The organism is Streptomyces sp. ADMS, assembly GCF_033441795.1.
In the GTDB taxonomy this organism is placed as follows: Bacteria; Actinomycetota; Actinomycetes; order Streptomycetales; family Streptomycetaceae; genus Streptomyces.
Genome location: NZ_JAVFVX010000613.1, coordinates 1 through 241 on the forward strand (window position 1 = coordinate 1; position 241 = coordinate 241).

The 241-nt window shown below is 73.4% G+C and carries 1 protein-coding gene; it reads right to left on the reverse strand.

Going from position 1 to position 241, the window contains the following annotated elements; genetic code table 11:
- A partial coding sequence (locus tag RB628_RS42190; RefSeq protein WP_318325862.1) for a transposase occupies positions 1-241 on the reverse strand: 241 nt, incomplete at both ends.

Genomic DNA, 241 nt, shown 5'->3' on the forward strand with positions numbered 1-241 from the left:
TCTTGATGTCGCCGGTCTCGTCCGCGATCAGCACCGCGTCGTCGGCGGCCAGGGCGGCGACCGCGTGAGCGCGGACCCGGTCGCGCAGTTCGTCCGCATCCCATGCGGCCTTGGCCAGGAAGCCCTGCAACCGGTCCGGGTTGGGGTGGCCGGCAGCCTCCGCGAGCTGCCACAGGTTCTTGCGCGGCACCTCGCTGAGCAGCCCCCGCACCATCGCCCGCAGGTTCTCCCGGGAGGCCGG